Genomic DNA, 22187 nt, shown 5'->3' on the forward strand with positions numbered 1-22187 from the left:
TCGCGGATTTCGTCCGGGCTACGTCGAGCGCTACTTCTTGCCGCCTTTGGGCTTGCTGCCGAAGCTCGGCACCTTGCGCACGGCCTTGGCCTTCGGCTTGGCGTCTTCTTCCTCGAACCAGCGGCCGAGGTGGATATTGCCCTTGCCGCCGCTCTTGGCCGCGCCGCCCGCACCCGGGATCAGCTTCTGCTTGGGCTTCTTCGGCTTTTTCAGCACCTGGCCATCGATGGTGGTCTGCGGCACCCGGTGGTCGGGGATGAAATCCGCCTCCTCGCGACGCGGCAGCACCTGGCGGATCAGCCGTTCGATGGCGGCGAGCAGCTCCACCTCGTCGGCACAGACCAGGGAAATGGCTTCGCCGCTGCTGCCGGCGCGGCCGGTACGGCCGATGCGGTGCACGTAATCCTCGGCATTGATCGGCAGGTCGAGGTTGACCACCAGCGGCAGGTCATCGATATCCAGGCCCCGTGCAGCCACGTCGGTGGCCACCAGAATCTGCACCTCGCCGGCCTTGAAGCGCTCCAGTGCGCGCAGGCGGCTCGGTTGCGGCTTGTCGCCATGGATCGAGTCGGCCGCCACGCCCATGGCCAGCAGCTCCTGCTCCAGCTGATCGACCCCCTTGCGGGTCTTGGCGAACACCAGCACCTGGCCCCAGCGCTTCTGCTCGAGCAGGTGCAGGAACAGCTCGCTCTTGCGCTTCTTGTCCACCGGGATCAGCCACTGCTTGACGCTCTTGGCCGCGGCGTTGCGCGGGCTGACCTCCACCGACAGCGGGTCGCGCAGCAACTCGCCGGCCATCTGCCGGATGGCGTCGGAGAAGGTGGCGGAGAACAGCAGGGTCTGGCGCTTCTTCGGCAGCGCACTGAACAGCTCGTCCAGCTCGCGGGCGAAGCCGAGGTCGAGCATGCGGTCGGCCTCATCCAGCACCAGGGTCTGCAACTGGGTGAATTTCAGCGCGTTCTGCCGGTACAGGTCGAGCAGTCGCCCCGGCGTGGCCACCAGCACATCGACGCCCTTGCGCAGCTTCATCATCTGCGGGTTGATGCTGACCCCGCCGTACACCGCATAGCTGCTCAGCGGCAGATGCTGGCCGTAGGCCTGGAAGCTCTGCAGCACCTGCTCGGCCAGCTCGCGGGTCGGCGTCAGCACCAGTGCGCGTACCGAGTTGCTGGCCACCTGCGGGCCCTCCAGGGTCAGGCGCTGCAGCAACGGCAGGGCGAAGCCGGCGGTCTTGCCGGTGCCGGTCTGCGCCGCCGCCATCAGGTCGCGCCCCTTGAGCACGGCGGGAATGGCCTGGCTCTGCACCGGCGTCGGGGTCTGGTAGTCGAGTTCGGTGAGGGTACGCAGCAGCGGCTCGATCAAACCGAGGGAGGCGAAGGTCATGGGGCAACCAGCGAGGCAATGGGAACAGGCGCGCAGTTTACCCTGTCCCCCACCCGTGGAGCGCTCTCCGCCATGAAAAAGCTCGCCGCTGCAGCGCCCAGCCGCGCCGCAGGCAGTGGCAAGGGCGTCTGCTCGCCGTGACGGCACGCATGGAGGCATAGCGCATGACCTCACGTAGCCCGGATGAAATCCGCGGCATGGCCGCCGTCGCCCCGGATTGCATCCGGGCTACCACCCCGCAAGGGCGGCTTCAGCCTTCGGCGTAGCACTCAGCAATGAAGCCTGGGCCTCCGTGGGAGGGGCTTTAGCCGCGACAAGCGCTCGCGGCTGAAGCCGCTCCTGCAGATACGAGGCAAGCTCAGCTGGCAGTCGCCAGCAGCGTGCGCACCTTGGCTGCCGACAGGCTCTGCAGCTGGCAGAGGAAGGCATGATCGGCCTGGTGCCGGCCATGCCGGTCACGCAGCAGGTCGAACAGGTGCAGGGTCAGGTTGGCGGCCATCTCGGCATCGGCCAGGGCCCGGTGGGCACGTCCGGTATCCGGCAGGCCGGCCCAGCTGTTGAGGTTGCCCAGCTTGTGGCTTGGCGCTTCCGGCAGCAGGCGCCGCGAGAGCAGCAGCGAACAGGCGAACGGCTGCGCGCGTCGCCGGCTCACGCGGGCCAGTTCGGCATCCCAGAACTTCTGGTCGAAGGCCGCGTTGTGCGCCAGCAGCGGCCGCTCGCCGATGAAGTCGGCCACCTCGTTCATCACCTGCTCGGAAGGCGGCGCCTGGCGCAGCATGGCATTGCTGATGCCGGTGAGCTGCTCGATGAAGGGCGGCACCCAGGCGCCGCTGTTCATCAGGCTCTGATAGCGGTCGACGATGCGCCCGTCCTCGATGATCGCCACGCCGATCTCGGTGGCACGCGCCTGGGCAGGTGAAACCCCGGTGGTTTCGAAGTCGATGACAGCAATGGATTCCAACGTGAGACCTCAGTGATTGCGCAACAACAGATCGCCCTCGACGGGCACGTACAGGCTGGCCGCTCGGATCAGCGATTGCGCGGTCAGCCCCGGGACGCCGAAGGCGATGGCAGCGACGCCCTGGCTGCGTACGCGTTCGAGCAGCAGGTCGAAGTCGCCGTCCCCCGAGGCCAGGACCACTTCGTCGACCCGCGAGGCGGCGTCGAGCACATCGATGGTGATGCCCACGTCCCAGTCGCCCTTGGCCGAGCCATCGCTGCGCTGGATGTAGGGCTTGAGCTTCACGGTGAAACCGAGCTTGCGCAGGATCTGCTGAAACTGCTGCTGCTTGGCATCGCCACGGTCGATGGCATAGGCATAGGCCTCGACGATCACGCCACGGCGGCTGACCTCGGCCCACAGCACGCTGTAGTCGAAATGGCAGCCGTACACCTGGCGCACCGTGTAATAGAGGTTCTGCACATCGGCGAATACGGCGATCTTCTTCACCGGGAGTCCTCGTACGGGCAACGAAGGCGCCAGTATGCCAGAGCCGACCGTCCGACGCGCCGGGGACTGGCCGGAGCACCGCTCCTGCCCCTATCCTTGACGCATGACACCGCTAGAAAGCCTCTGCCAACGCAACCTCGACCTGCTGCGACGCCTGGACATTGCTCATCGCCTGGTCGAGCACGAAGCCGTTCTCGACTACCCCACCGCCCACGCCGTGCGCCGGCGTTTCGCGCTGCGCGGGGTGGAGAGCAAGAGCCTGTTCCTGCGCGTTGCCAGTCAGCGGCATGCCATGCTGGTCAGCGTCGAAGGGGCGCGTGCCGACTGGGCACGGCTCAAGGCGCTGCTCGGCAGCCGCCCGCGTATCGCCAGCGACGAGGAACTGACCGCGCTCACCGGCTGCGTGCCGATGTGTGCCTGCCCGTTCGGCCACGACGCTGGCATCACCCTGCTGATCGACCGCGCCGTGCTCGCCTGCGACTTTCTGCTGTACTCGCCCGGCCCGCCCGAGCTGACCCTGGAGGTGCCAGGCAGCGAGCTGCCGCGTCTGCTCGCCGCGTTGCCCAATGCGCAACTGGAGTACCCTTGAATCCTCTGCGGCCAAGCGCCGGCGTGACGTGGCCGAACGCGGCTCGCGATGCAACCTCAACAGCCCCCTACATCTGGTAGCCTGCCGATGAATCCACTTTCCGTCCTCCGCGATGCCTGGTTCTTCTCCAGCCACAACCTGGCGGCCATCGCCCGGCTGACCCTGCCCCTGCTGGTGCTCGAGGCCATCGCCCAGGCCGTGCTGGCCGCGCAGCTCGGCGAAGACGCCAACCCGGCCTACGGGGTGCTGCTTGGCATCCTCTTCTATCCGCTGTATGCCGCGCCGCTGATCCTCTTCCTGCATGCACGCAGCAACGGGCAGACGCCGGGCAACGCCCAGCTGTTCGCCGCCGGCCTGCAGCTCTGGCCGAGCTTCGCCCTGATGACCGGCCTGAGCACGCTGGCGATCATGCTCGGCCTGTCGCTGTTCATCGTGCCGGGCATCTGGATCATGATGCGCCTGGCCTTCTCCGAGCTGATCCTGGTGCTGCGCCAGGAGCCGCCACTGCGCGCCCTGCAGAGCAGCTTCAGCATGACCGAGGGGCGCTTCTGGCCGGTATTCGCCTGCCTGGCCAACGTCCTGCTCCCGCTGTGGCTGCTCGACTGGTGGACGCAGCCGAGCCAGGCCGACACCCTGCTCTGGGTGCTGCACCAGGCAGGCAACGGCTTCCTCCAGCTGTTCGCCATCGTGGTGCTGTTCCGCCTGTTCATGCTGCTCGAACCCAGGCAACCGGCAGCATCGCAGAACAACGACTAGGCTTGCTGCTTTGCCCAAGAGGAGCACGCCATGAGCGACAGCAACCCGAGCATCCTGTCCCACATTTCCATCGGTACCAACGACTTCGACGCCGCCAGCGCCTTCTACGCCAAGGTGCTGGCGACCCTGGGCTGCCGCGAGATCATGCGCCATCCGGGGGCAGTGGCCTTCGGGCGCGAATACCCGGAGTTCTGGGTGCAGACACCGATCAACGGCCAGCCGGCCACGCTCGGCAACGGCAGCCACTTCGGCTTCGTCGCCCCGGACAAGGCCTCGGTGCACGCCTTTCATCAGGCGGCGCTGGAGGCCGGTGGTCGCGACGAAGGCCAGCCCGGGCCACGCCCGGACTATGGCGAGCCGTACTACGGTTGCTTCATCAGGGATCTCGACGGCCACAAGATCGAGGCGGCCTTCTGGGACATGGCGCTGATGCTGGCGAGCGGCGCGCAGCACGAGCATGGCTGACGGCATGCCCCGCTACTGGTGCGCGACCACCGGCTGATAGCGCAGGGCGGCATTGGCGACCCACCCCTCGCGCAACAGGCTCTCGAGCGCAGCCGCCAGCTGCGGCATGCGCTCCAGGCGCTTGCGCGAGAAGCCGATGTAGAGTTCGGTACGCGCCTCGGGCTGATAGGCCGCCTTGACGATGCGGCCGGCCAACCTGGGGTCGAGCAGCGCATAGTCGACCTGGCAGTCGGTACCGACCAGCGCGTCGATACGGCCACGGGTCAGCATCCCCAGCAACTGGCTTTCATTGCTGACCCCGACCTTCTTCAGCCCCTGGTCATCGTCGAATGGCTGAAAGTACACCGACTCCAGCACGTAGCCGATGCGCAGCTCGTGCAGCGCCGCATAGTCCCTGAGGCGCATGGCCAGCGCCGGGCTGGCGTAGAAGCGCGGCGAGCAGGCGTAGTAAGGCGCATCCAGGTACTGGATGTAGCGTTCGCGCTCCGGCGTTCTGGCCAGGCCGGTCATCATGTCCGCCGTGCCCTGTTCGAGCGCCGCCAGCCCCCTCGCCCAGGGCGCGCGATGCACCTCGAAGCGCAGTCCGGTGCGACGTGAGAGTTCGTCGAGCAGATCGATATCCAGCCCCTGCAGCTGCCCATCCTCCTTGAGCATGCGAAACGGCGGCCAGAGATCGGTCATCACCTGCAGCGGACGGGGCTCTTCGGCCCGGCACACCACAGAGGCCAGCAGCAGGATGAGCAGCAGCCAGGCACGCATCGGACACCTCCTAGCTTCGCGGCTTCAAGCCGGAAAGCCGTGGCAACAGCACACGCTCGAACAGCCGCGGGAAGAAACGCGCCAGCACCCGCGCCCGCCAGTCGACGTTGGACAGTACCAACAGCCGCCGGCGCTTGAGCGCACCGTGATAAATGGCCTCGGCGACATCCTGCGGCGAAGCGACCTTGCCCATTGCCAGCGGTGGCTGCGCTGCCACCGAGCCGTCACCGACCAGCGCGTTCTTGCGCAGGTCGGTCGCGGTGAAGCCCGGGCATACCAGCATGACGTTGACTCCCGAACCCTTGAGTTCGAAGCGTAGGGTCTCGAACAGGCCGTGCAGGGCATGCTTGCTGGCGTTGTAGGCACTGCGATAGAGCAACGGCGCGATGCCCGACAGCGAGCTGAGCACGATGATCTGCCCGCGCCGGGCGATCAGGCTGGGCAGCGCGGCCTGGGTACAGTGCAACGCGCCGAAGTAGTTCACCGCCATGACCCGCTGGAACACGTCCAGGCTGGTCTCGGCGAACGTGCTGCGGTGGGTGATGCCGGCATTGTTGACCAGCACGTCGATGCCACCGAAGCGCTCGCAGGCCAGGGCCACGGCACGCTGCACCGCATCGGCATCGGCGACGTCACACACCAGGCCCAGCGCCTCGGCGTTGTGATGGTCGGCCAGGTGCTGCACCAGGCCATCCAGCGCCGCCTGGTGCAGGTCGAGAATCACCAGGCGCGCGCCAGCCTGCGCCAGGCGCACGGCCAGGGCGCGGCCGATGCCGGCGCAACCGCCGGTGATCAGCACCACCTTGCGGTCGAAAACCTTGTTGGCGAACACCTTGCGATACATGTGCGGCTCCCGGAATCCACGCTCACCGATATCAACTGCCGCCCTTCGCCAGGGCGACCCACACAACAGTCTTTCGCATGCTACTGCAGCTCATGCCATCTGTCCCTGGGGCCGAACGACCGTGCGAACTCGGCAGATACTCGACAATCGCCCAGCAATGCCTGGGCCGATCCGGTGCACTCGGGTATCCTCGCCTCCTTCCAGCATAGTCGCTCATGCCGCCATGTCTCTGCCCCGCCCGCTTCGCCTGCTGTTGCTCGTCGCCCTGCTGCCCGTCATTCTGCTGGCGCTGGTCCATGTCCTGGCCTGGAACCCCGCGGCGCGCGAGGAGGCGGACGTGTCCTGCACGGGCCAGGTGGCACAGCTGCAGCCAGGGCAGGCGCTGAAGGTCATGACCTGGAACGTGCAGTACCTGGCCGGCAAGCGCCACGTGTTCTGGTACGACCTGCCCGGCGGCGACGGCCCGGACGAGCGCCCGAGCAGCGCCGACCTGGTGCGGACGCTGGACGAGGTGGTGCGCATCCTGCGCGATGAGCAACCGGACGTCGTGCTGCTGCAGGAGCTGCACGACAACGCCAAGGCCACCGACTACCAGGACCAGCTGGCCCTGCTGCAGGCGCGCCTGGCAGACCTCTACCCGTGCAGCAGCCAGGCGTTCTACTGGAAATCCGCCTTCGTGCCGCACCCGCGCATTCTCGGCAGCGTCGGCATGAAGCTGGGCACCCTCAGCCGCTTCCAGATCGCCCGCGCCGAGCGCCTGCAACTGCCGATGCTCGCCAGCAACCTGCTGAGCCGCCCCTTCCAGCTCAAGCGCGCCCTGCTGGTCAGCTACCTGCCGATCCGCGGTGGCGGCGAGCTGGCGGCGATCAACACCCATTTCGATGCCTTCGCCCAGGGCGAGGACACCATGCAACGCCAGGTCGAGATGACCGATGGCCTGTTGCGCCAACTGCAGCAGGCCGGCCAGCCGTGGGTCCTGGGCGGCGACCTCAACCTGCTGCCGCCTGGTCAGTTCGAGCACCTGCCCGACGACCAGCGCAGCTGGTATGCCGCCGACAGCGAGCTGCAGGACCTGGCCAGGCGCTACCCGATGATCCCCAGCCTGCTGCAGGCCAGCGGCGCGGACCAGGCGCAGTGGTACACCCATTATCCCAACGACCCTGCCGCCAGCGGCCCGGATCGCACCCTCGACTACCTGTTCTACAGCCCGCGCCTGACGCCGCTGGCCAGCCAGGTGCGCCAGGACGACACGCTGGCCATCTCCGACCACCTGCCGGTGATCGGACGTTTCTTCATCCCCAGCCAGGAATAGGCACGACAGGGCTGGACAACGCCACCGCCTGTTGTCCATGCTCGACCGGCACCGCCCCAAGAATGACAAGACGGCAAACAGCCGCGACACCTCGATGCCAAGACGCTTCTGCCTGATACTCATCGCCCTGCTGTGGTTGCCGGTCGCCTGTGCGGCCGGCAGCGAGCGACGCATTCATGTCGGCTACTACGAATTCCCTCCCTACTCCTACACCGACGACCAGGGCCACCCCAGTGGCGTCGGCCTCGAACTGACCGCGCGCCTGCTCGACGAGGCCGGCTACCAGGCGGAGTTCCGCTCCTACCCCGGCGCACGCCTGTACAACGGCCTGATCGACGGCAGCATCGCGCTCTGGTTCGGCGCCCCGGGCAAGCCCGAACTGGCCGAACACACCCTGGAGAGCCGTTACCTGCTCGGGCAGATCGCCCTCAACCTGTACTACCGACCGGGCACCGCGCCGCCCAGGTTGCCCGACGACCTGCAGGGCCGTGGCGTGATCCTGATCACCGGCTACAGCTACTGGCAGGGCATCAACCAGTGGCTGCAAGACCCGGCGCGGCACATCACCCTGCATCGCACCTCGCGGCACACCGCGGCGCTGGAGATGCTGCTGCGCCGACGTGGTGACCTCCTGCTCGACTACCAGATGCCGGTGGAGCAGGCCCGGCGCAGCCTCGGCATCGGCGAGCTGCCGTTCGTCGAGGTGCAGCGCCTGCAGCTCAAGCTGATCGTCTCCCGCCACGCGGCGAATGCCGTACAGCTGCGCGACGCGCTCGACCATGCCTACCAGCGCCTGCAGGCCAGGGGCGAAGACCTGCAACTGCCCTGAGTCGCCCGGCCCCTATTCGATGCGGTAGCTGAAGGTGTTCTTCACGTTGGCCACCGCCACCGCCTGGCCGTTGACCACGCGCGGTTGGTAGCGAAAGGTCCTGGCCGCGGCCAGTGACGGTTTGACGAAGAACGGATGGCAATTGCCGATCACCTGCGGGTCTTCCACGCGCCCGGCAGCGTTCACCGTATAGGCCACCGTGCATTCGCCCTCGATCTTGCGTTCCAGCGCCTTGGCCGGATAGTCCGGCGCCTGCTTGGCGATGGGCAGGTACTGGCGGCTGGCCGCCTGCGCCTCGGCACGCGCCGCAGCGGCTGCGGCATTCGCCGCCGCCACGCGCTCGGCTTCGAGCCGGCGGGCCTCGGCCAACTGCTGCGCTTCCAGCTGCGCCTGACGCGCCGCCTCTTCGCGCGCCAGACGCTCCTGGCGCTGCGCCTCGGCACGCCGCTGCTGACGTTCACGCTGCAAGCGCAGCGCCTGTTCCTCACGCGCCTGCTCGGCCCTCTTGAAGGCCAGGTCCGCCTGTTCGGGTGCTGGCGCCTCGACCGGCGCTTGCGCCGGCGGCGGCGCCACTGCCGGTTCGGCGACGACGGGCGCCGGCGGTTGAACCACAGGGGCCGGCAGGCTGATCAGCTCGGTGGTGAGTACCGTGGCAAGCGGTGTCGACAGCGGCGCCTGGTGAGCCAGGTGCAGCAGCACATAGGCCAGGCCGGCATGCAGGGCGATGGCGACGCCAATGGCGAGGCCATGCTCGCGCCAGGCCGGCCAGGCCAGACGCGGCGCGGGCATTTCCAGGGTCATGCTGCTCATGTCAGGGCGCCTCGGTGATCAGGCCCAGGCGGCTGACACCGCCACGCTGCAACTCGGCGATGCCGGCGATCACCGACGCATAGTCGGCATGCTGGTCGGCGCGCACGTAGACCTGAGTCTGCGGGTTGGCGGCGACGATGGCGGCGATCTTCTCGCGCATCGCCTCCTTGCTCGGCGCACTGTCGGTCTGCGACTCGATATCCACTTCGCTGCCCAGGTTCCAGTAGAAGCTGCCGTCGTCCTTCACCGACAGGGTGACGATGCGCTGCTCGCCCGGTGCCGGCAGCGCTTCGGCCGCCACCTTGGGCAGTTCGATCTGCACGCCCTGCACCAGCATCGGTGCGGTCACCATGAAGATCACCAGCAGCACCAGCATCACGTCGATATAGGGCACCACGTTCATTTCGGCCTTCAGGCCATGCTTGTGCGTCGGTCGAACCAGCATCGCGTCATCCTCCTCAAGCGGCAGCGGCCATGCCCGCACCAACGCCATTGAGGCGACGGTGCAGACGGCCCTGCAGCTCGTTGGCGAAGGCGTAGTAACGCGCGATCAGGGTCTGGCTGCGCGCCGAGAAGCGGTTGTAGGCCATCACCGCCGGGATCGCCGCGAACAGGCCGATGGCCGTGGCGATCAGCGCTTCGGCAATGCCCGGCGCCACCGTCGACAGCGTGGCCTGCTGCACCTGGGACAGGCCGAGGAAGGAATTCATGATCCCCCACACGGTGCCGAACAGACCGATGTAGGGGCTCACCGACCCCACCGTGGCGAGGAACGGCAGGCCCTTCTCCAGGCGTTCTTCCTGTTCGGCAATCGCCACCGCCAGGCTGCGCTCGACGCCGTCGAGCACGGTCTCCGTGCTGTTGCCGGCATGCGCCTGCAGCTGGCTGAAGCTCTGATAACCCGCCAGGAAGATACGCTGCAGGGCGGCATCGGCGGGCAGCTCCTGCTGCACGCCTGCGCGGTACAGGGCGCCTGTTTCATCGCTGCGAAAGCGCTTGAGGAAGTCTTTCGCCAGCGCCTCGGTGCGGCGCAGCACGCCGCCACGCTGGACGATCAGGTACCAGCTGATCAGCGAGGCCAGCACCAGGCAGAGCATCACCGCCTGCACGACGAGACTGGCCTCGCTGACCAGCCCCCAGACGGTCATGTGTTCGAGATGGGCTTGGTTTTGCATCATGCTTTCCTTCAATGGCTCGAGCCCCATGGCTCACATTTCAAGACACTGGCGTTACACCGGGATGACAGGCGTGACGCCAGCCGTCTCATTCCAGGCCCAGCGCGGCGGCGATCGCCGTCCAGGGCACGTACTTGTAGTTCTGGTTACCCTCGGGCATGCGCTTGCGGCCGTCCTGCACCACCAGCAGGCCAGCGCTCCAGGGGCCGCCGAGGTTGGCTGAAGTCACCTCCAGGCCATCGGTCTCCGAAGCCCCGTCGATGCCGCGTTCGGCGTTCAGGCCGATGCGCAGGCTGCCACGCAGCCTGTAGGGCGCCTGCGCCTCGACCACCACATAGCTGTCGTTGCCCTGGCTGGAGATCAGCAGGTAGTCACGCTGCCGCCCCTGATAGAGGGCCAAGCCCTCGATGTCGTCTTCGAGCAGGCCGCCCACGGCGATGACCCGCTCCAGCTCGGCCGGGGCGTCGGCACGGGCATCGAGCGTCCACACCGCCACGTCCTCCTCGCCGATGTACAGGCGCTCGTTGCGGTCGTCCGCCACGCAGCCTTCCGGCTGGGTCGCGGTGCGGAAGCGGCGCACCAGTTGACCGCTGGCCTTGCCGCCGGCGCCGCTCAGGCGGTACTGCAGGAAGCTGCCGTCCTTGTCGTTGACGATGGCGTGAATGGTCTCCTGGCGATCCTTGAACAGACACAGGCCATAAATCTCCCGCAGTGGCGTGGGGATCTGGCCAATCTCGCCGAGTTCACCGCTGGCGGGGTCGATGGCGAACAGCTGCAGGCTGTTGTGATCGCGGTTGCTGGCCACCGCCAGGTCGACCCGGCGCGCGCCCAGCTGGAAGCCGTTGCGCACGTCGACGTTGTTCAGCCGGCCGACGCGCAGGTCCTGCAGTTGCCTGCCGGCCAGGTCATAGACCAGCAGACCGCCCTGCTTGTCGGTGCCCAGCACGCGGCTGCGCTCGGGCTGTGCGTGATTGACCCAGATCGCCGGGTCGTCCGCCGCATCGCCCAGGCTCGGCGCGACCTCGCTCTGCACCAGGGGGGTAACCACCGGCACCACCGGCGGCGCTTCAGCGCTCTCGGGCTGCCAGTTCAGCGCGGCGCGACGGGCGCCATCGTCGGCCACCAGCAGCAGCTCGAGCCCCTGCGCCGTGCGCCGGGCACTGACCTGCTCCGGCTCGTCCAGCCCGGCCAGGTTCAGCACAGCGGCACGCTGCCACTGTGCGGCGTGGCGCTGGAACAGGTGGAGGTTGGCGGCGGCCGGATCCAGCAGCAGCAAGGCATCGGGCAGCACCGCCATGCCGCCGGCGTCCTGCAGCTCGCCGAAGGGCGCGACCAGCTCCACCGGCTCACGCAGCAGCGGCGCCTCGGCAGCGGCGGCGTAGCGCCACAGGCCCACGCCTTCCTCGTTGACGTAGAGGCTGGCGGAGCTGTCATCGACCTGGCAGAAGCTGCTCTGCGGCGGCAGGCTCAGCGCCCGCACCCGCTGTGCCTGCGCCAGCGGCCGGCCGTGCTCGGCCACCAGCCACTGTTCGCCGATACCCTCCTCGCCGACCAGGAAGAGGAAGTCGTTGCGCGCTTCGTCGCGATACAGGCACAGCCCTTCGATGGCGAAGCGGGTCTTCGGCAGATAGTGCGGCGCGCTCCACTGCTGCGCGTCGTCGAGGCGCGCCAGCAGGGCCTGCTGACGCCGCTTGTCGAGCGTGGCAACCAGCACGCCACGCTCGTCGGCACGCTGGTCGAGGGTAGCGAAACGCCCCGCCAGCTCGCTCAGCACCTGGCCGTCGGCGTCGACGACCTGCAGGCTGCGGGCGCCGACCTGCAGGCGCTCGGCCCCCGGCAGAAAGGGCAGCGGCGCCAGCCACTGGGTGTTTTCGCTGGCGATCAGCGCATCGCTGAGCACGACGTTCGGCACGGCCGAGACGTCCTCTTGCGGGCCATGGCTCTGGCAAGCGGCCAGGGTGATGCAGAGCCCCAGCAGGGACAGGTTGGAAAAACGCATGAAGAGTTCCTGGTAACGGTGGCCCGGCCCGCTGCCGCCGAGTGGCGACGGGCCAGGCCATTGAAGATGTCGATGTGGCGAGCGCCTTTCGGTGGACGAGAACGCGTTGTCCACCCTGAAACACGCAGCGCTCAGAAATGGGTCAGGGTCAGGCCGATCTTGTAGGTCGGGCCGTACTCCTCGTACTGGGCGTTGTAGCGGCGGCTGCCGGTGTAGACGTAGTAGGACTCGTCGGTGATGTTCTGCGCCTCGAGCGTCAGTTGCAGTTCGGGAGTGATGAAGTAGCCGGCCTTGATGTCGACGAACACCTGGTCGTCGACGTACAGGTCGTGGCGCTTGTCCTCCACCGCACCGATCTCGTACAGGTAGCTGGACTTGTAGTTGGCGGCCAGGCGCAGGTTGAAGCGCTCGTCCTCCCAGCCGAGCATGAAGTTGCCGACGGTGTCGGACTGGTTGGGCAGGTCGATGGAGCGCTTGGCGCCCTGGCCTTCGATGCTCGCGTCGGACTGGCTGAGGGTCAGGTTGGCGCCCAGCAGCAGGCCGTTCCACGGCGCCGGCAGCCAGTCGAACTTCTGCGAGTAGGCCAGCTCGACGCCATACAGCTTGGCGCTGCTGCCGTTGTCGAAGGTCAGCGCCTCGTCGAAGCCGATCCACTCGCCGTTGCCGGCCAGGTCGGTGTTGTAGATGAAGTTGTCGATGTCCTTGTAGAACAGGAAGCCCGAGACCACACCGGCACGGCCCATGTAATGCTCGATGCCGAGGTCGAGGTTCATCGACTCCAGCGGCTTGAGATCGGGGTTGCCGAAGGAGGCGTCCGCGCCGTCGATGGCGAAGCCCGGCGCCAGCTGGCCGAAGGTCGGGCGCACCACGCTGTTGGTCCAGGCGGCGCGGATCGCGGTGGACGGCGACAGCTGGTAGCGCGCATGCAGGCCCGGCAGCCAGTGGTCGTAGCGGTTGCGGCTCTGGCTGTCCTCGTACACGCCATCGCGCAGGCCGGTGCCCTTGGCCTCGAACTCGGTGCCCTCGTAGCGCAGGCCGGCGATGAAGCGCCAGTCGTCCACATCCAGGGTGTTCATCAGGTAGGCCGCGTTGATGTCCTCGCGCATGTCGAAGTCGTTGATGCGCGAGTTCTCCTCGTCGTAGAACTGGCTGCGATCCAGCCCGCCGATCAGGTTCTTGATGGCGCCGGCGCTGATGCCGTTGCCGAAGCGACCCAGCGAGTAGTCGACGCTGCCGCTCTGCAAGCCGTCGAGCCCGACGCCGGTGAAATCGTCGTAGACCCAGACCTCGGTATCGCTGGTCTTGTCGCGCCGGCTGAGCTTGCCGCCGAACTTCACCTGCGCGGCGTTGCCGGCCAGGTCGTAGTCACGGGCCAGGTCGAGGCGGATGTTCTTTTCCTTGTCCTTGCCGCTGACCTTCTCCCACTCCACCTCGTCGAGTTCGAAGGCGGTCGGATCGTAGAACGCGTCGCCGGCAACGAGGTGCGGCTTGCGCGTGCCATCGAAACCGATGCCGGTGAAGTCGCCGACGAACTTGGCGCCGGCGATGCCGCCCGGGTCCTTCTCGGTGGACTGGCTGTAGCCGGCCTGGCCGCTGATGGTCCACAGGTCGATCATGCGCTCGCCACCGAACACGTAGGACTGGATTTCCTGGGTGTCTTCACGCGACTTCAGCTCGCGCCAGCCTTCGCCATCGCCGCGCTCACCGGACAGCTGCGCATCGTCGAACTCGATGCCGGCGGCATTGCGCGTCTCGGTGTCCTTGAACTTGCTGTACAGGGTGCGCAGGTAATAGTTGGAATAGTCGTCCGGCTGATAGTCGAAGTTCAGGCCGAAGCCGGTGCGCTCGCGGGTGATCTGGTAGTCACGCTGCTCGACCTCCTCCAGCCGCGCACCATCGTCGAAATCCCAGGCGCCGCCGGTCTCCACGTTCTCCGAGCCGAACTTGCGCTTCTGCCAGCTGAATGCCGCGGCCACGCCAAAGTTGTCGGTGCCCTCACCTAGGCTGAAGCGATCGCTGATGGCGCCGGAGAACTTGGGGCTGGTCTTGTCCACGTTGGTATCGTGGCTGGCCTCGCCGGAGAGGGTGTAGAACAGGCCGTCGTGGTCGAAGGCCGAGAGGCTCTCCACCTCGATGGTGCCGCCCAGGGAGTTGGCGTCCATGTCCGGCGTCAGGCTCTTGACCACCGACAGCGACTGCACCAGCTCCGCCGGCAGCACGTCCAGCGCCACCGCACGGCGGTCGCCCTCCGGGGCCGGCACCAGGGTGCCGTTGATGGTCACGCTGTTGAGGTCCGGGGCGATGCCGCGCACGCTGACGAAACGCCCCTCGCCCTGGTCGCGCTCCACCGACAGCCCCGGAATACGTTGCAGGGCCTCGGCCGCGTTGTCGTCGGGCAACTGGCCGACGCCGTCAGCATGCACCACGCTCTTGATGCTGTCGGCGCTCTTCTGTTCCTGCAGCGCCTTGTCGATGCTCACCGCCTGGCCGATCACCTCGACGCGCTCGACCGCCTCCTCGGCCCAGACCGGTGCGGCACTGATGGCGATGGCCAGCAGGCTGACGTTGAATCCCGCAGTGCGGATATGACGAAATGGCTTTGCCACCTTGAATCCCTCGTTTCAATGGCCCCTGGCGACACCAGGCGATGGCAGCGAAAGCTAGGAATGCTTTGTGGCACTTGCGTGACAGCCCCTGCCGGAGCAGGCCCTGACAGCCTGTTTCGTGGCGGTTTCACGGGGGTTCTGAGCTGAAATGACCCGGCCATGCCGCGTTGCCCGAGGCTCTGCGCGGGAATCGGAGCGGCCAGCGCCGGGTGGACAGCGGCGCCACTGCGCCCACGACCCCGCACCGGCTTAATCCAGGCTGAAAAAATCGCCCTGCACGGCACCTTTCACCTGAGCCGAATCGACCCCCGGCGCGGTAACCGAACCGTCATGCGCCTTTGTTTCCTTGGCGCCGAACGCACTTCCGGATCAGCCAAGGAAACCGCACATGCATCGCCCCCTGCTGCTGGCCACGCTGCTGGCCACTGCCCTGAGCAGCCCCCTGACCCATGCCGAGCCGCCGCTGCCACGCTCGCCAGGCCAACCCTATGCCGCCGGCAACCTGGCGGACCGCATCGTGCTGACGCCCGGCGCCGACGCCGCCACGCAGATGGCCGTGAGCTTTCGTACCGACCTGCGCCAGGACAGAGCCGTGCTGGAGTTCGGTCCGGCCCTGGCCGGCCCGCAGGTGGTGGCCAAGGCCCGCCAGCTCAGTGGCAGCAGTCGCCGCCTGGACGCCGAGAACGGCCCGTCCCTCTACCATCAGGTGCGCCTGGACGGCCTGAGCCCGGATACCGCCTATGCCTACCGGGTGCAAGGCAGCGCGGGCTGGAGCGAGTGGCATCAGTTCCGCACCGCCAGCCGGAGCTTCGCTCCCTTCAGCTTCATCTACCTGGGCGATACCCAGAACGGCATCCTCGAGGTCGCCTCGCGCAGCATTCGCCAGGCCCTGCGCAGCGTCGCGCGCCCGGCGCTGGTGGTGCATGCCGGTGACCTGGTGGCCTCGCGCGACGACCTCGCCCATGACGACGAATGGGGTGAGTGGAACCAGGCGGGCGCTTGGGCCTACGCCGCCATCCCGCAACTGGTCGCCGTCGGCAATCACGAATACCTCGACGACCTGCTGCCCGACGGCAGCGAGAGTCGCACGCTCGGCGCGCACTTCCCCGCCCAGTTCGCCCTGCCACGCAACGGCGCCGAGGGCGTGACCGAGACCAGCTACGTCAGCGACTACCAGGGCGTACGCTTCGTGGTGCTGGACGGCACCTCGGCACTCGACCTCGGCACCCTGGAGGCCCAGACCCGCTTGCTGGAGAACGCACTGCAGAGCAGCCAGGCGCGCTGGAACATCGTGGTCATGCACCAACCGATCTACACCTGCGCCCGCCCCGAGGACAGCGAACCACTCAAGGCCGCCTGGCAGCCCCTGTTCGAACGCCATGGCGTCGATCTGGTGCTGCAGGGCCACGACCACTGCTACAGCCGCCTGACCCATGTCGCCGGCCGTGCCGCCACGCGCCAGGCCCTGCGCAACCAACAGGCCATCGGCCCGGTGTACATGGTCTCGGTGACCGGCTCGAAGATGTACGGCCTCAACGATCGCGCCCACAGCCAGCCGGACCGCAGCGCCGAGGACACCCAGCTGTACCAGACCATCAGCGTGGCGCAGAACCGCCTCAGCGTCAGGGCCTACAGCGCCGACGACCGGCTCTACGACGCCTTCGACATCCAGCGCGACGCCAGCGGCCACAAGACCCTGCACGAGCCCGACCTGGCTCCCCCGGCCGAGCGCTACTGCACCCGGAACGCAGGCCCGGACGGCCTGCCCTGCAGCGCGAGGGACAAATGACTGTCATCGAAATGAGACCTGCCTCCGGCATGCTCGGCCACGGACGGACATTGCCGGGAGAATCGACCATGAAAGCATTGCTGAAACTGCATGGCCTGACCCTGGCCGGCCTGCTGCTGGCGGCCAACGCCGGGCTGCTGCTCTACCTCGGTGCGGGCGAGATCAAGTCCTGGGCCGAGATCAACTGGATGGACGTGGCCGGCGAAGGCGGCACCTGCCTGATCCTCTGCGGCTGGCTGATCATGCTGCTGAGTGGCCGCCCGGCCGGCTGGGTCACCCGCCTGCTGTCGCTGGGCCTGTGCTGCATCGCCTTCTCGATGTGGATGGACAGCCTCGACGAGTTCATCCGCCTGCCGCAGGAGACGGTCTGGGACAACTGGCTGGAGACCGCGCCGATGCCGCTCGGCATGCTGCTGCTGACACTCGGCATGTACCACCTGCAGCAGGAACAGCGCGCCATCAGCGCACAGATGCGCAAGCGCGAACACCTGCAGCGCGACCATCGCCTGTTCGACAAGCTCACCCCGCTGTCCGGCGCCCAGTACCTGCGCCAGCATCTGCAGCAGGCGCTGCAACAGGCGCGCGCGGAGCATCAGCCGCTGTCGCTGGTGGCCATCGACCTCGACGACTTCAGCCTGGTCAACCAGCGCTACGGCCAGGCCGAAGGCGACCAGGTGCTGCAGGTGGTGGCCCAGTTGCTGCTGTTCAACCTGCGCCAGCAGGACATGCTCTGCCGCCTGGCCGGCGACCGTTTCGTCGCCGTGCTGCCGAACACCGGCGAACAGCAGGCACTGAGCATCGCCGCCGAGTTGCGCCAGAGCATCGCCAGCCTCGCCCATCGCAGCCAGCGCCATGGCGAACGCCTGCAACTGCGGGCCACCGTGGCCGCGGTCATGGCCCTCGACGATGACGAGGAGCAACTGCTCAAGCGCCTCAACCTGACGCTGGCGCGGGCCAAGCCGCGTCTGGCACACAGTGCGTGAGCGCCATGGGCTACGAGTGCGACAGTCGCTTCATCGCCGCTCATGACCTGCCCGCCGTGCTGATCGACCTGGCACGTTCGCGGGGCATCGACACCCATCACCTGCTGCGGGGCTGCGAGCTGTTCTACGAGGACATCGTCACCGGCCGGGCACGGGTCAGCCCCGCGCAGTTCCTGCGCCTGATCGCCAACGCCAGGCGCCTGCTGGACGCGCCGGACAGCAGCTTCCTGTTCGGCCAGCGCCTGTGGCCCGGCCACTATGGCGCCGCCAGCCAGTTGCTGGAGCAGGCCGACAACCTGCTGCAGGCGCTGCAGGACCTCGGCCGCTACCGTGCCCTGCTCTCGCCCCTGCTGACGCCGGTGCTGCACCTCGACGAGCAGTACCTGCACCTGTACTGGCGCGACAGCTGCGGCGCCGCCGAGCAGCTGCCCTTTCTGCTGGAGGCGAGCATGACCGCGGTGGTCGCCCTGGCCCGCCGCCAGCAACACGAACGCCTGCCCTGGCGCCTGCAGTTCGCCTACGCCGAACCACGCCATGTCGAGCAGTACTGGGTGCATCTCAGCGACGAGCTGAGCTTTGATCGCCCATCGACAGTCATGAGCCTGCCTCGCGAATACCTGCTGCGCCCCTGGCCGCACGCCGGTGCCACCGGCGCGCACATCGCCCGCCAGCAGTGCGACCAGCAGCTCGCGCAATGGGGCTGGCAGGGCAGCCTGCTCGACGAGCTGCACGCCCACCTCAGCGCCCGTATCCACCAGCCGCTGAGCCTGGAGCGAGTGGCCGAGGCCTTCGCCACCAGCCCGGCGACCCTCAAACGCAAGCTGAGCAAGCACGGCAGTCATTTCCAGGAGCGGCTCGACCGGGCCCGCTGCGAGCTGGCGCTGTACCTCTACCAGGTCAAGGGCTGCAGCAACGACGAGGTGGCGCAGCGCCTGGGCTTCAACGACATCACCAACTTCCGCCGCTCGTTCAAGCGCTGGACCGGCCGCGTGCCGAGCGAGCTGGGTGGCCTGCTGTGCCGCTGACCGCGGCCACTGCGCCCGCGCCTCAGGGTTTCGCCGAGCCCATGATGGCTTCCAGGCTGTCCGGGCGTGGCGCCCCCTTGTGCTGCTGCAGGCGGCCCCGCTCGTCGAGGTAGTAGATGGCCGGCGTCGCCTCGCCGCCCATCTCGCCCATCAGCGCCAGGTTGGCGTCGAGCTGGGCCGCGATCGTGCCGGGAATCTTCGCCACTGCCTGCAGCTTGCTCTCGCGCCCGGCCGCCTCATGCTCGCCGAGCGCCTGACGCGGATCCTGCGCCGCGAGCAGCGCCGCAGCCTTGCCCGGACTATCGGCACGCAGCATGCCGACCATGACATGGCGCAACTGCACCCGCCCGGCCTCGACCCAGGGCCGCGCCTGGCGCCAGAACAGGTTGCAGTACGGGCAGTTGGGGTCGGAGAACACGTAGACCACCCGGCTGGCCTTGTCGTCGCCATCGGCGATCCAGGTGCTGCTCTGCAAGCGCTGCCACATTTCCTCGCCCAGCGGCTTGTAGACCAGGCGTTCCAGCGGCTCCGCCGTCAGGTCGGCGCCCTTGGCATCGAGCAGCGTGCCGATCAGCACGTGCTCGCCATCCGGCGTCAGGTACAGCGCCAGCCCCTGGCCGTTGTAGCGGGCGGCATAACCCTGCAGCCCGCCGGGGGCCTCGAAGGTGCCGACCACCTTGGCCCCACGGCCTTCGACAGCCTTGATCGCGGCAGGCAGCTCGGCGGCCTGCGCCAACGGCGCCAGCAGCGTGGCGAGCAGAACTAGAGACTTGATTGGTTGCATGATCATTCGTCCGTTTTCAGGGTTTCCAGTGCCCGCGCCAGGCTGGCGCTGGACAGTTCGCCGAGATGGCTGCCGACCTGGCGGCCCTCGGCGTCGTAGAACAGGGTGGTGGGCAACGCTCGCGAACCGACCAGTTGCCCCAGACGCCCGCCGCTGTCGAGCAGCACGTTGTCCAGTTGCAGCGTCTGGCTGGCGAGAAAGGTGCGGACCTCGCCAGCACCCTCGCCCTGGTTGGCGAACACGAAGGTCACCCGCGGATACAGGCGCTGCGCTTCGGCCAGCACCGGCATCTCGCGGCGGCAGGGCGGGCACCAGGTGGCCCAGAGATTGATCACCATTGGCTGCCCCAGATGCTCGCGCAGCATCACCGAGCGGCCCTGGACATCGCGCAGGGCCAGGTCCGGCAGACGGGTGCCACGCTCCAGGGTATGCAGCACCAGGCTGCCCATGCCCCACACCAGCAGCCCGGTGGCCATGCCGGCGCCCAGCGCGGTGCGCAGCTCGGGCCGGCGCCACAGGTACCACCCTCCGAGCAGGGCGGCGGCCAGCAGACCGCCCCAGGCGATGAAGCCGCCGTCGCGGATATCGAGCACCCGCCAGGGCGCATCCCGGTAGTGCCCGGCATACAGGGCGACGAACGCCAGGCGTGCGCCCAGCAGGGCCGCCAGCAGCAAACGGAAGATCAGCGCCTCCGGGTTGACCTGGCGCTTGCGCCCCAGCCACCAGCCGACCAGCGTGGCCAGCAGCAGGCTGACCAGCAGCAACACATGGCCGACGCCGAGCGCCAGCGGTCCTACATCCATCGTCAACATCAGCCACGCTCCATCGCACTGTCCCATACCTGGATGAACTGCCGGGCATCGACCTCGCCGGTGATGCGCTGCTGGCGTCGCTCCGCGCCGTCCGGGCCGATCAGCAGCAACGTCGGCGGCCCCAGCACGCGATAGCGGCCGAGCAGCTGATTGCTCGCGGCGCCCGGCGCGGTGACGTCCAGTCGCAGTTTACGCGCCTGCGCCAGGCGCGCCTGAACCTCGGCATTGCCGAAGACCTCGCGCTCCATGACCTTGCACGACACGCACCAGTCGGCGTAGTAGTCCACCAGCACCCACTGCCCACTGGCCTTCGCCGCCTCCAGTTCGCGCTGCAGATGCTCGGGCTCGCGCACATCGACAAAACCCGCGCTGCGCGCCTCGGTCTGCGGCGCCGCCACGGCGCTGAACACCCCAAGCGGTCGCATCGGGTCATGCCCACCACCCGCTGCCCCGAGCACCATCGCCACGCCCCACAGGCCCAGCAGCGCGGCGCCGGCGTGGGCCAGCGCACGCTGCCGCTGCAGTTGCCCCGCCAGGTGCAACAGGCTGCTGGCCGCCAGCACCAGCCAGGCACCACTCAGCGCCAGCCAGGTGGATTCGCCCAGCAGCGGTTGCAGCAGGTACAGCGCGGTGCCCAGGAAAAGAAACCCGAACACCGCCTTGACCCGCTCCATCCAGGGCCCGGGACGGGGCAGGAAACGCTGGCCGAGCGTCACCAGCAACACCAGCGGCGTACCGATACCCAGGCCGAGGGCGAACAGCACCAGGCCGCCCTGCAGCAGATCGCCGCTCTGCCCGATGAACAGCAGTGCAGCCGCCAGTGGCGCGGTCATGCACGGCCCGACCAGCAGCCCGGAAAGCACCCCGAGCAACCCGGCGCCAAGCAGGCTGCCGCCCTCGCGTCCACGCCCGGCCCGCTCCAGGCGGTCACGCAGCGCGGCAGGCAGCTGCAGCTCGAAGAAGCCGAACATCGGCAACGCCAGCACCACGAACAGCGCCGCGAACGAGGCGATCAGCCAGGGCTGTTGCAACAGGCTCTGCAGGTTCGCCCCGAGCAGCGCGGCGACGACGCCAAGCAGGGCGTAGACCAGCGCCATGCTCAGCGCATAGCTGCCTGCCAGGGCGAAACCACGCGCCGGCGAAGCCCGGCTGCCCACCACGATGCCGGCCAGAATCGGCAGCATCGGCAATGAACAGGGGGTGAACGCCAGCAACAGGCCGAGGCCGAAGAACACCGCCATGCTCAGCCACAGCGCCTGCTGCTGCAGGCCGTCGAGCAGGGCCAGGTCGTCGGCCTGGGCGACGTTGATGGCGCCGCCACCGCCAAGGTCGAGGGTGCGGCTCTGCGGCGGGTAGCACAGGCCGGCATCGGCACAGCCCTGCCACTGCACCTCGATACGCCCACGGGCCTCGGCCGGCAGGCTCAGTTGCAGACGGTCACGGTAGATCTGCGAGGCGCCGAAGTACTCGTCCTCATGCGCCAGCCCCACGGGCAGTTCAGGGGCATGCGCGTCCGCCAGACCGATGAACTTCAGGCGCTGCCGATACAGGTAATAGCCTGGCGCGATGTCCCAGCTCAGTGTCGTCGCGTCCCCGTCCTGCTGCTGCACATCGAACACGAACGCCTGATCGACAGGCAGGAATTCCTCGTCCGCGCGCGGGCCGTCGAACGGCAGTGCGGCGAACACGGAGGCGCAGAACAGGCTCAGCAGGAGGATGACGACACGCATGCGGGCACCTTGAAATCCAGGATGCGTCGAGCATGCCAGAGGGCAATTAACAGGCGATTAACAGTGCCCGGGGCAGCGCCGATAATC

Annotated in this window: 21 protein-coding genes; 8 read left to right on the forward strand and 13 right to left on the reverse strand. The window is 67.9% G+C overall.

Features of this window, described 5'->3' with window-relative positions:
- Positions 1-30: 30 nt before the first annotated feature.
- From FIV02_RS19975 to FIV02_RS19985, 3 genes are all read right to left on the reverse strand, one after another.
- Complete coding sequence (locus FIV02_RS19975; RefSeq protein WP_037051738.1) at positions 31-1383, reverse strand: DEAD/DEAH box helicase; 1353 nt, start codon at positions 1381-1383, stop codon at positions 31-33.
- 358 nt (positions 1384-1741) lie between these two features.
- Positions 1742-2344, reverse strand: a complete 603-nt coding sequence (locus FIV02_RS19980; RefSeq protein ID WP_152489598.1) for a PolC-type DNA polymerase III — start codon at positions 2342-2344, stop codon at positions 1742-1744.
- Positions 2345-2353: 9 nt separating this feature from the next.
- Positions 2354-2833 (reverse strand): NYN domain-containing protein, encoded by a 480-nt coding sequence (locus FIV02_RS19985; RefSeq protein ID WP_152489599.1) that lies wholly within the window; start codon positions 2831-2833, stop codon positions 2354-2356.
- 103 nt (positions 2834-2936) lie between these two features.
- Between FIV02_RS19985 and FIV02_RS19990 the strand changes: the two genes are divergently transcribed.
- The 3 genes from FIV02_RS19990 to FIV02_RS20000 all read left to right on the forward strand — a co-directional run bounded on the left by FIV02_RS19990 (position 2937) and on the right by FIV02_RS20000 (position 4643).
- On the forward strand, positions 2937-3422 hold the full coding sequence (locus FIV02_RS19990; RefSeq protein ID WP_152489600.1) for a YbaK/EbsC family protein: 486 nt from the start codon (positions 2937-2939) through the stop codon (positions 3420-3422).
- 87 nt (positions 3423-3509) lie between these two features.
- Positions 3510-4178 carry a YciC family protein gene (locus tag FIV02_RS19995; protein ID WP_150606575.1) on the forward strand — a complete coding sequence of 223 codons (669 nt, stop codon included), beginning with the start codon at positions 3510-3512 and terminating at the stop codon, positions 4176-4178.
- A 30-nt stretch (positions 4179-4208) separates the two neighbouring features.
- Positions 4209-4643 (forward strand): VOC family protein, encoded by a 435-nt coding sequence (locus tag FIV02_RS20000; protein ID WP_047588400.1) that lies wholly within the window; start codon positions 4209-4211, stop codon positions 4641-4643.
- 12 nt (positions 4644-4655) lie between these two features.
- Here the strand turns inward: FIV02_RS20000 and FIV02_RS20005 are convergent, their stop codons facing one another.
- A complete protein-coding gene (locus FIV02_RS20005; RefSeq protein WP_152489601.1) occupies positions 4656-5402 on the reverse strand; it encodes an ABC transporter substrate-binding protein in 747 nt (248 codons plus the stop codon).
- Between the two features lie 10 nt (positions 5403-5412).
- Complete coding sequence (locus tag FIV02_RS20010; RefSeq protein ID WP_037051716.1) at positions 5413-6246, reverse strand: SDR family oxidoreductase; 834 nt, start codon at positions 6244-6246, stop codon at positions 5413-5415.
- Positions 6247-6469: 223 nt separating this feature from the next.
- Here FIV02_RS20010 and FIV02_RS20015 point away from each other — a divergent pair, with 223 nt between their 5' ends.
- On the forward strand, positions 6470-7558 hold the full coding sequence (locus FIV02_RS20015) for an endonuclease/exonuclease/phosphatase family protein (RefSeq protein WP_152489602.1): 1089 nt from the start codon (positions 6470-6472) through the stop codon (positions 7556-7558).
- Positions 7559-7652: 94 nt separating this feature from the next.
- Positions 7653-8387 (forward strand): ABC transporter substrate-binding protein, encoded by a 735-nt coding sequence (locus FIV02_RS20020; protein ID WP_152489603.1) that lies wholly within the window; start codon positions 7653-7655, stop codon positions 8385-8387.
- A 12-nt stretch (positions 8388-8399) separates the two neighbouring features.
- Here the strand turns inward: FIV02_RS20020 and FIV02_RS20025 are convergent, their stop codons facing one another.
- The 5 genes from FIV02_RS20025 to FIV02_RS20045 all read right to left on the reverse strand — a co-directional run bounded on the left by FIV02_RS20025 (position 8400) and on the right by FIV02_RS20045 (position 14977).
- A complete protein-coding gene (locus FIV02_RS20025) occupies positions 8400-9197 on the reverse strand; it encodes an energy transducer TonB (RefSeq protein WP_152489604.1) in 798 nt (265 codons plus the stop codon).
- Between the two features lies 1 nt (position 9198).
- A complete protein-coding gene (tolR, locus tag FIV02_RS20030; protein ID WP_047591128.1) occupies positions 9199-9642 on the reverse strand; it encodes a protein TolR in 444 nt (147 codons plus the stop codon).
- A 13-nt stretch (positions 9643-9655) separates the two neighbouring features.
- Positions 9656-10372, reverse strand: coding sequence for a protein TolQ (gene tolQ, locus FIV02_RS20035; protein WP_037051699.1), 717 nt, complete (start codon positions 10370-10372; stop codon positions 9656-9658).
- 88 nt (positions 10373-10460) lie between these two features.
- Positions 10461-12371 carry a phytase gene (locus tag FIV02_RS20040; protein ID WP_152489605.1) on the reverse strand — a complete coding sequence of 637 codons (1911 nt, stop codon included), beginning with the start codon at positions 12369-12371 and terminating at the stop codon, positions 10461-10463.
- 131 nt (positions 12372-12502) lie between these two features.
- Positions 12503-14977 (reverse strand): TonB-dependent receptor, encoded by a 2475-nt coding sequence (locus tag FIV02_RS20045; protein ID WP_152489606.1) that lies wholly within the window; start codon positions 14975-14977, stop codon positions 12503-12505.
- Between the two features lie 388 nt (positions 14978-15365).
- Between FIV02_RS20045 and FIV02_RS20050 the strand changes: the two genes are divergently transcribed.
- The 3 genes from FIV02_RS20050 to FIV02_RS20060 all read left to right on the forward strand — a co-directional run bounded on the left by FIV02_RS20050 (position 15366) and on the right by FIV02_RS20060 (position 18774).
- Positions 15366-16766 carry a metallophosphoesterase family protein gene (locus FIV02_RS20050; RefSeq protein ID WP_152489607.1) on the forward strand — a complete coding sequence of 467 codons (1401 nt, stop codon included), beginning with the start codon at positions 15366-15368 and terminating at the stop codon, positions 16764-16766.
- Between the two features lie 68 nt (positions 16767-16834).
- Positions 16835-17749 (forward strand): GGDEF domain-containing protein, encoded by a 915-nt coding sequence (locus tag FIV02_RS20055; protein WP_037051692.1) that lies wholly within the window; start codon positions 16835-16837, stop codon positions 17747-17749.
- Between the two features lie 5 nt (positions 17750-17754).
- Positions 17755-18774 (forward strand): AraC family transcriptional regulator ligand-binding domain-containing protein, encoded by a 1020-nt coding sequence (locus FIV02_RS20060; RefSeq protein ID WP_152490147.1) that lies wholly within the window; start codon positions 17755-17757, stop codon positions 18772-18774.
- 22 nt (positions 18775-18796) lie between these two features.
- Here FIV02_RS20060 and dsbG read toward each other — a convergent pair whose 3' ends face one another.
- From dsbG to dsbD, 3 genes are read right to left on the reverse strand one after another with little or no spacing between them, the layout of a single operon-like run.
- Entirely contained in the window at positions 18797-19558 is a 762-nt protein-coding gene (gene dsbG / locus FIV02_RS20065; protein ID WP_152489608.1) for a thiol:disulfide interchange protein DsbG, read from the reverse strand.
- Positions 19559-19560: 2 nt separating this feature from the next.
- Entirely contained in the window at positions 19561-20370 is an 810-nt protein-coding gene (locus FIV02_RS20070) for a TlpA disulfide reductase family protein (protein ID WP_152489609.1), read from the reverse strand.
- Complete coding sequence (gene dsbD / locus FIV02_RS20075; RefSeq protein ID WP_152489610.1) at positions 20370-22100, reverse strand: protein-disulfide reductase DsbD; 1731 nt, start codon at positions 22098-22100, stop codon at positions 20370-20372. The genes FIV02_RS20070 and dsbD overlap by 1 nt, the downstream gene beginning before the upstream one ends.
- Between the last annotated feature and the right edge of the window lie 87 nt (positions 22101-22187).

Origin of the sequence: Pseudomonas sp. THAF187a (assembly GCF_009363395.1) — a bacterium.
Lineage (GTDB): Bacteria > Pseudomonadota > Gammaproteobacteria > Pseudomonadales > Pseudomonadaceae > Aquipseudomonas > Aquipseudomonas khazarica.

Excerpts from the sequence above, each read along its gene's own strand:
- FIV02_RS20070 (WP_152489609.1), bottom strand. The coding sequence starts at position 20,370 with ATGTTGACGATGGATGTAGGACCGCTGGCGCTCGGCGTCGGCCATGTG.
- FIV02_RS20015 (WP_152489602.1), top strand. The coding sequence starts at position 6,470 with ATGTCTCTGCCCCGCCCGCTTCGCCTGCTGTTGCTCGTCGCCCTGCTG.
- FIV02_RS20055 (WP_037051692.1), top strand. The coding sequence starts at position 16,835 with ATGAAAGCATTGCTGAAACTGCATGGCCTGACCCTGGCCGGCCTGCTG.
- tolR (WP_047591128.1), bottom strand. The coding sequence starts at position 9,642 with ATGCTGGTTCGACCGACGCACAAGCATGGCCTGAAGGCCGAAATGAAC.
- FIV02_RS20025 (WP_152489604.1), bottom strand. The coding sequence starts at position 9,197 with ATGAGCAGCATGACCCTGGAAATGCCCGCGCCGCGTCTGGCCTGGCCG.
- FIV02_RS20040 (WP_152489605.1), bottom strand. The coding sequence starts at position 12,371 with ATGCGTTTTTCCAACCTGTCCCTGCTGGGGCTCTGCATCACCCTGGCC.
- FIV02_RS20000 (WP_047588400.1), top strand. The coding sequence starts at position 4,209 with ATGAGCGACAGCAACCCGAGCATCCTGTCCCACATTTCCATCGGTACC.
- FIV02_RS19975 (WP_037051738.1), bottom strand. The coding sequence starts at position 1,383 with ATGACCTTCGCCTCCCTCGGTTTGATCGAGCCGCTGCTGCGTACCCTC.
- FIV02_RS20050 (WP_152489607.1), top strand. The coding sequence starts at position 15,366 with ATGCATCGCCCCCTGCTGCTGGCCACGCTGCTGGCCACTGCCCTGAGC.
- FIV02_RS20060 (WP_152490147.1), top strand. The coding sequence starts at position 17,755 with ATGGGCTACGAGTGCGACAGTCGCTTCATCGCCGCTCATGACCTGCCC.
- FIV02_RS20020 (WP_152489603.1), top strand. The coding sequence starts at position 7,653 with ATGCCAAGACGCTTCTGCCTGATACTCATCGCCCTGCTGTGGTTGCCG.
- FIV02_RS19995 (WP_150606575.1), top strand. The coding sequence starts at position 3,510 with ATGAATCCACTTTCCGTCCTCCGCGATGCCTGGTTCTTCTCCAGCCAC.
- dsbG (WP_152489608.1), bottom strand. The coding sequence starts at position 19,558 with ATGCAACCAATCAAGTCTCTAGTTCTGCTCGCCACGCTGCTGGCGCCG.
- FIV02_RS20010 (WP_037051716.1), bottom strand. The coding sequence starts at position 6,246 with ATGTATCGCAAGGTGTTCGCCAACAAGGTTTTCGACCGCAAGGTGGTG.
- FIV02_RS20005 (WP_152489601.1), bottom strand. The coding sequence starts at position 5,402 with ATGCGTGCCTGGCTGCTGCTCATCCTGCTGCTGGCCTCTGTGGTGTGC.
- dsbD (WP_152489610.1), bottom strand. The coding sequence starts at position 22,100 with ATGCGTGTCGTCATCCTCCTGCTGAGCCTGTTCTGCGCCTCCGTGTTC.
- tolQ (WP_037051699.1), bottom strand. The coding sequence starts at position 10,372 with ATGCAAAACCAAGCCCATCTCGAACACATGACCGTCTGGGGGCTGGTC.
- FIV02_RS19990 (WP_152489600.1), top strand. The coding sequence starts at position 2,937 with ATGACACCGCTAGAAAGCCTCTGCCAACGCAACCTCGACCTGCTGCGA.